A 4,855-nucleotide genomic window follows, 5' to 3' on the forward strand; every position below is an offset into this window, starting at 1 on the left:
TCCGCCATCTCCTGCTGCTCGGACCTCGCGGAGAAACCCTCGACGTGATCGGCCAGGGGGCCCTGGGAGGACAGGATCCGGGTCGGGGTCCGGTCTTCTGCGTTCGCGAGCGCGGCTCGCGCCCGAGGTCCGGTCATCAGGCCATTACCTCTGGAGCTAGGTCGGGCCGCGACCGGCGCAGCTCGGCAGAATGTCTTCGCATCTGGTCGATGATGCCCCTACCGCCCGCTCGGGGTTTGCAAAAAAACTCGGCGCGCGTCCCGATGGGACGATGCGCGCCGCCCGGCTTTTTGCTCGACGGGTTTCGCCGCTCCGCACGCCTTGCGCTCGGGCCGTTCGTTACGGGCATTTTCGAGCCCTCGGTTTTTCAGGCCCTCCGGCCGACGAGTTATCCCGATACCTATCCGGCGCCAACCCCGGCAACGCCGTTACCCCAGACTTATGGCGCAAGGGGTTTGAATTCCCTGTCTTGATCGCACTGTAACGCAGCCAAGTGGATAAAGGCAATGCGCGGGCGCCTCGGCGCAGCCTCGGTGCCCTCGTAACGGCCAGTGGTGAGCAATGCGGGCGAGCCCACATTTCGCACGACTACCCGAGCGCGTCGATCCGCTCGGCCCGGCGGAGCGTATTCCTTCCAGCCGGCTCGCAGTCCCTGCGGCGAGTTGGCCGTAAGCCGAGAGCTCGGGACGGATCCGCGAAGCAGGTTATCGGGCCGCGGGGGCGTTCCCGGGGGCGACGTCATCTCGTTGATGGTCGTGGCGAATAGTGCGCGCCCTCGTCGATCTGTTCGGAGCCGATGGTGAGCGCGGGGGCGAAGCGGATGACGCTGTCGTGGGTGGCCTTGGTGAGGACCCCGCGATCGGCGATCCGCCGGAACAACGTCCTGGCCGAGGCTCGCTGGGTAGCGATCTCGACGCCGATGAGGAGACCGCACCGCGCACAGGGCGGACGAGCGGGCTGTCTATGGTCTTGAGCCGCGCCAGAAGCCGTTCCCCGAGCGTGGCCGCACGTTCCGCGAACCCCTTCCTCGACCAGCACATGCAACGCCTCGAGGCCCACCGCGGCGGCGAGTGGATAATTTCGCCGCCTGAAGGCCCCGGATTCGGCGCATGCTGTCCTTGCCTACGATGAAGGCCTGTGCAACACTTTCGTTGTATAACGAAAGCGTTGTGGAGTGTGGTATGCGAAATATGACGGGACCGGTGGTGCGCGGCGAAGATTTCTTCGATCGTGAGCACGAGCAAGCCCGATTCTGGCGGGACCTCGAGACCGACAACCTCTTGCTCCTGGCGCCACGACGGGTGGGCAAGACATCACTCATGTGACGGCTCGGCGAAGCAGTGCCCGACAACGGCTTTACGGCCGTGTTCGTTGACGGTATCGGATGCGGGTAACGAGGCGGTCTTCGTCGGACGTCTGTACCAGGCGGTGCTGGAGACCGAGGCCAGTAATCCATTGTGGGGCCAGATCGAAAAGAGCTGGCTCGGGAAGCTGTCCGGCGCGTCAAGAAGGTCAGCGGTGCGGGGTTCAGCGTGGAACTCGATCCAGTGCAGGCCGGCGATTGGTCAAGGGCCTATGGTTAACGATCGGGTGTTGACCACCCGGTCGGTGCTCGCGTGCCGCCGATCCAGCCGGCCGCGCGTTAGAATCTGGTTATGCGCAGGGCAAAGACGAGCTGTCGGCATCACGGAAACGAGGTGATATGGCAAACATGACCCCCACGCCCGGACCCAAAGGCAGCCTCCTCCTCGGCAACCTGCGCGAGTTTTCGCAGGACATGCTGGGCTTCTTCACGCGCTCGGCCCGCGACTACGGCAATGTGGTGCGCCTGCGGCTCGTGAATCGCACCGCGTTTCTGGTCAACCACCCCGCGCATATCGAGACCGTCCTCGTCCGACAGCAAGACCGGTTCATGAAACACCGTTTCTTCTGGAGCCGGGTGCGGGCGCTGTTTGGCCAGAGCCTGGTGGCGAGCGAAGGGGCGTACTGGCGCCAGCAGCGGTTGCTCATGCAGCCATCGTTCAACCGCGAGCACCTGGCGCGCTATACGGAGATCATGGTCGCGGAGGCGGAGGAGACACTCGCCGGCTGGAGAGATGGAGACGTGCGCGATCTGCACGAGGAATTTACCCGCCTCACCCTGCGCATCGCGCTACGGGTGTTTTTCAGCGCGGAGCCGTCCGAACGAACGCTCGGTCTCGCCCGGGCCTTCACGGCGGCGGCCGAGGAGGTGATCTTGCGCCTGCGCATGCCGGTGCCCCTGCCCGATTGGGTACCGACGGCCGGCAACCGGCGCTATCTCGACGCGGTCCGGCAACTCGAAGCGGTGGTCTATGCGATCATCGCCGAGCGCCGCCGTAACCCCAATGTCCGCAGTTGCAAGACCGAGCGTCCAGACCTCCTGGGCGTCCTCCTCGCCGCCCGGGACGAAGCGGGCCGGCCGCTCTCCGATCGCCAGTTGCGCGACGAGGCCATCACCATGCTCCTCGCCGGCCACGAGACCACGGCCCTGACGTTGGTGTGGACGTGGTACCTATTGGCTCGGGATCCCGGCGCAGCCGAGGTGTTAGAGGCAGAGGCACGCGGCGTTCTGGGCGGGCGACCGGCGAGCGCGGCCGATCTGGACGCGCTGCCCTACACCCGCGCCGTGGTCCAGGAGGGGCTCCGGCTCTACCCGCCGGCCTATGCCATCGGCCGCGAGGCGCGCGCCGAGGTCCGGCTCGACGGCCATTGCGTCCCGAAAGGCGCGACGGTGTTCATGAGCCCCTGGGTCATGCACCGCGATCCGCGTTACTACGACGAGCCCGAGGCATTTCGCCCGGAGCGCTGGTTGGGTGATGCCCCGGCCGGCCTACCCCGTTTCGCCTATTTCCCATTCGGCGGTGGGGCGCGGGTGTGCATCGGCAATACCTTCGCGCTGACCGAGCTCGTGCTGGTGATCGCGACCATCGCGCGCCAGGGGCAGTTGCGGCTCGCCTCCGATCGGGCCATCGCGCCCCGTCTCCTGATCACGTTGCGGCCGGCGGAGCCCATCAACGCGCGTTTTCTTTTACGGGGATCGGGACCGCGATAACCACTCCAGGGGGACTGCGCCGGGGAGGCGCCGACAAGAAGCGTGTCGCGACGTCCATCAAGCCCTATCTCTAATTCGAGAGTCCGAACCGCTTTGGCCGCCTCCTGGGTCAGGTCGCGCTTTTCGGCGTTCGGTGAGTTGGTAGGCTACTTTCGGCTGGCGGGCCATGCTCAGCTCTCGGCAAACCAGTTTTCCACGACCAGGCCTGGCAGGCGCTCGAAGTGGCGCAGATTGCGAGTGACCAGAATCAGGTTATGGGCCAGCGCCGTGGCGGCAATGAAGATATGCCCCGATTCGATGGGCTGCCCTTCGCGTTCCAGGCGGGAACGACCCCCGTCCGCGTGGCGCACGAATGTCGCGCGGGGGAACCGGCCTTCCGGCCTGGATCGAGGTTCTTGACTAGTCGGTCTAGAACGCGTAGAGTGCGCCGGTCCGTGACCAATCTACCCCGGTAGGGCTTGTGGCGAGACCGAGAGAGTTCGATCTGGAGGAGGTGCTCGACAGGGCCGTGGAGACGTTCTGGTCCAAGGGCTACGAAGCCACCTCGATCCGGGATCTGGTGGACAGCATGGGGATCCATCGTGCCAGCCTGTATGTCGCCTTCGGAGACAAGCAACGGCTCTTTCTGTCGGTCCTGGATCGCTATCGCAAGATGGTGGTGAGGAAGCTGCTCGACATCCTCGACGCGTACCCCTCCGGAAAAGCGGCTATCCGGCGGTTCTTCGCGACCGTGGTGGAGCATGTCGTCACGGGCGGGCCGTTGCGGGGGTGTTTGATCACCAATTCGGCCGTAGAGCGGGGACTGTCCGATCCGGCAACGGCGAAGAAGGTGAGCCTATGCCTCACCCAGCTCGAGGACGGTTTCTACGCGACCCTGCTGCGTGCTCAGCGTGGCGGTGAGCTGGACGAACGGCGTGACCTGCGCGCGCTCGCCCGGTATCTCACCAGCAGCCTGCAAGGGCTCTTGGTCATCGGGAAGATCCAGACCGATCGTGCGGCCCTGGAAGATGTCGTCGAGGTTACGCTCCGAGCGTTGGATTGATTTTTTGGCCCATTTCTGGAACGAACGGTCATCCAAATGGACGGAGAGGGCAATGAGGGTGGTTCATTCCGGGACGGTATGGTTTCGAAATTGTGGTTTATTTTCGCGTATTGGAACGGATCGACGGCACGGAGCGAACGAGGTGATAAGTACGCACAACCTGAACAATTCTAGGAGGGTGTCATGTCCGATGTGAAACTAATCGTGATGTATCCGCGTCCCAAAGATATCGAGGCATTCGAGAAAATCTATCAGGACGAACACGTCCCGATGGCGGTAGAGAAGCTCTCGGGCAAGACGAAGTTCGTAGCGACCAAGGTGGTGGCGACCCCGGATGGGACACCCCCGCCGTTCTACCGTATCGCCGAGGTCTATTTTCCGTCGCTCCAGGCGTTGCAGGCGTGTGCAGAGTCCGCCGGCGGCCGGGAGACCGTCGCCCATGCCGTCAAGATCTCCAGTGGAGGCACCCCCGTATTTTTGGTCGCCGAAGAGCAGACGTTTACTTTTGGCGGCAGTTCCGTGTGGGGCCGGCTGAAAACGTTGGTGTTCCCCTGATATACCACGCACGGTCGCAGATCACGCTTTTTGATCCCCTCACCCAGCCCTCTCCTGAAGGGCTGGTCTTTACCCACAAGTTGATCGAGCACAAGGGGTCGGCGACATTTACGAGCAGGCGACATAGGGGCTCTCAGTGGTAGAGATCGTAGGCGAACTCGATGTCGGCCAGGCGTGCCATGCCG

Annotated in this window: 6 protein-coding genes; 4 read left to right on the forward strand and 2 right to left on the reverse strand. The window is 64.1% G+C overall.

Features of this window, described 5'->3' with window-relative positions; all coding sequences use genetic code 11:
* Positions 1-738 precede the first annotated feature (738 nt).
* Positions 739-1,059, reverse strand: a complete 321-nt coding sequence (locus M3461_02090; GenBank protein ID MDQ3773237.1) for an aminotransferase class III-fold pyridoxal phosphate-dependent enzyme — start codon at positions 1,057-1,059, stop codon at positions 739-741.
* Positions 1,060-1,181: 122 nt separating this feature from the next.
* Here M3461_02090 and M3461_02095 point away from each other — a divergent pair, with 122 nt between their 5' ends.
* Together M3461_02095 and M3461_02100 are read left to right on the forward strand one after the other, a co-directional pair.
* Positions 1,182-1,325: a hypothetical protein gene (locus tag M3461_02095; GenBank protein ID MDQ3773238.1), complete on the forward strand. Its 144-nt coding sequence runs from the start codon at positions 1,182-1,184 to the stop codon at positions 1,323-1,325.
* Between the two features lie 377 nt (positions 1,326-1,702).
* Complete coding sequence (locus M3461_02100; protein ID MDQ3773239.1) at positions 1,703-3,073, forward strand: cytochrome P450; 1,371 nt, start codon at positions 1,703-1,705, stop codon at positions 3,071-3,073.
* 170 nt (positions 3,074-3,243) lie between these two features.
* On the opposite strand, the gene M3461_02105 is transcribed toward M3461_02100, so the two are convergent.
* Positions 3,244-3,423, reverse strand: a complete 180-nt coding sequence (locus M3461_02105) for a hypothetical protein (protein ID MDQ3773240.1) — start codon at positions 3,421-3,423, stop codon at positions 3,244-3,246.
* Between the two features lie 110 nt (positions 3,424-3,533).
* On the opposite strand from M3461_02105, the gene M3461_02110 reads away from it, so the two are divergent.
* Both M3461_02110 and M3461_02115 read left to right on the forward strand, forming a co-directional pair.
* Positions 3,534-4,115 carry a TetR/AcrR family transcriptional regulator gene (locus M3461_02110; GenBank protein ID MDQ3773241.1) on the forward strand — a complete coding sequence of 194 codons (582 nt, stop codon included), beginning with the start codon at positions 3,534-3,536 and terminating at the stop codon, positions 4,113-4,115.
* A 183-nt stretch (positions 4,116-4,298) separates the two neighbouring features.
* Positions 4,299-4,670 (forward strand): EthD family reductase, encoded by a 372-nt coding sequence (locus M3461_02115; protein MDQ3773242.1) that lies wholly within the window; start codon positions 4,299-4,301, stop codon positions 4,668-4,670.
* Positions 4,671-4,855: the final 185 nt, after the last annotated feature.

This window comes from Pseudomonadota bacterium, from assembly GCA_030860485.1.
Taxonomy (GTDB): Bacteria; Pseudomonadota; Gammaproteobacteria; order JACCXJ01; family JACCXJ01; genus JACCXJ01.

Coding starts and splice junctions, on each gene's coding strand:
- M3461_02095 (MDQ3773238.1), top strand. CDS start 1,182: ATGCGAAATATGACGGGACCGGTGGTGCGCGGCGAAGATTTCTTCGAT.
- M3461_02100 (MDQ3773239.1), top strand. CDS start 1,703: ATGGCAAACATGACCCCCACGCCCGGACCCAAAGGCAGCCTCCTCCTC.
- M3461_02115 (MDQ3773242.1), top strand. CDS start 4,299: ATGTCCGATGTGAAACTAATCGTGATGTATCCGCGTCCCAAAGATATC.